The organism is Mesorhizobium sp. M1A.F.Ca.IN.020.06.1.1, assembly GCF_004023265.1.
Taxonomy (GTDB): Bacteria; Pseudomonadota; Alphaproteobacteria; order Rhizobiales; family Rhizobiaceae; genus Mesorhizobium.
In genome coordinates this window covers 1-1,523 of record NZ_RZSR01001196.1, presented here as the reverse complement: position 1 = coordinate 1,523, position 1,523 = coordinate 1, and the positions used below count along the sequence as shown (strand labels likewise).

Below are 1,523 nucleotides of genomic sequence, written 5' to 3'. Positions count from 1 at the left end.
TCATTCTGTCAATGTCGCGGTCCAAGTCACCGTCATTCTCGTAATCGCGAAGATGGTTGAAAATTAGCCTAGCCTGTGACAAAAGGCGTGTCGAATGTGACGGGACGCGACTATCCGCTTCTGCCGAATGTAAGAAGAAGTAGGAAAAACAAAGACTTCTTCACATTTTGGAAGCGCAGTTCAGGAGAGTTTGAGCCGCATTGGCGGTCAAATCACCAGGTTCCGTACCAAAGCCATTTCCGGCAAGAATATACCGGCAGGCTGTAAACGGCTAAGGACCGTTTGGCAGCCTCGTTGGTGAAAACAAAGGTTTTAGGATGCAGGTCACCGAAACGCTCAACTCCGGTCTCAAGCGCGAGATCAAGATCACCGTGCCGGCCGGTGACATGGAAGCCAAGCTGATGGCGCGGCTGAACGACGCCCGCGGCAAGGTGCGGATCAACGGTTTCCGCCCGGGCAAGGTGCCGGTGCAGCACCTGCGCAAGATGTACGGCAAGTCGTTCATGGCCGAGGTGGTCAACGAGATCCTCAACGACTCGACCCGCTCGATCATCTCGGGCCGCGGCGAAAAGGCCGCCATGCAGCCTGAAGTCATCATGACCGAGGACGAGAAGGAGGCGGAGAAGATCCTGGCTGGCGGCGCCGACTTCGAGTTCCGCCTCAATTACGAGGTCATCCCGGCCATCGAGGTCAAGGATTTCTCCGACATCAAGGTGACGCGTCAGGTTTACGACGTGCCGGAATCGGAGGTCGACGACCAGGTGAAGCGGGTCGCTGAATCGGCTCGCAGCTACGAGCCCAAGGAGGGCAAGGCCGCCGAAGGCGATCGCGTGAGCATCGATTATGTCGGCAAGATCGGCGGCGAGGCGTTCGCCGGCGGCGCCGGCACCGACCAGCCGCTGGTGCTGGGCTCGAAAGAGTTCATCCCGGGCTTCGAGGACCAACTGGTCGGCACCAAGGCGGGCGATGAGAAGCAGGTCACGGTGACCTTCCCGGAGAACTACCAGGCAGCGCATCTGGCCGGCAAGGAAGCCACCTTCGACGTCACCGTCAAGGAAGTGGCCAAGCCCGGCGCGCTCGAGATCAATGACGAGACGGCCAAGAACCTTGGCCTGGAATCGCTGGAGCGCCTGCGCGAGATCGTGCGCGGCCAGATCGAGAACCAGTTCGGTTCCATGACCCGCCAGAAGGTGAAGCGCCAGCTCCTCGACCAGCTCGATGCCGCCTATTCCTTCGAGGCGCCGTCGAAGCTCGTCGAGGCCGAGTTCAACAACATCTGGGCGCAGGTCAACCGCGACCTCGAAGCCGCCGGCCGTACCTTTGCCGACGAAGAAACGACGGAGGAAGAGGCGCGCGCCGAATATATGCGCCTGGCCGAACGTCGCGTGCGTCTCGGCTTGGTTCTTGCCGAGATCGGCGAGAAGGCCGGGGTCACCGTGTCGGACGATGAACTGCAGCGCGGCCTGTTCGAGCAGGTTCGCCGCTTCCCGGCCAACCAGCAGCAGGAAGCTTTCGAGTTCTAC

1 protein-coding gene is annotated in these 1,523 nt (G+C 60.6%); it reads left to right on the top strand.

Annotated features, from left to right (window positions below):
- Positions 1–317: 317 nt before the first annotated feature.
- On the top strand, positions 318–1,523 hold a 1,206-nt coding region (gene tig / locus EOA60_RS32405; protein ID WP_128312586.1), incomplete at its 3' end, for a trigger factor.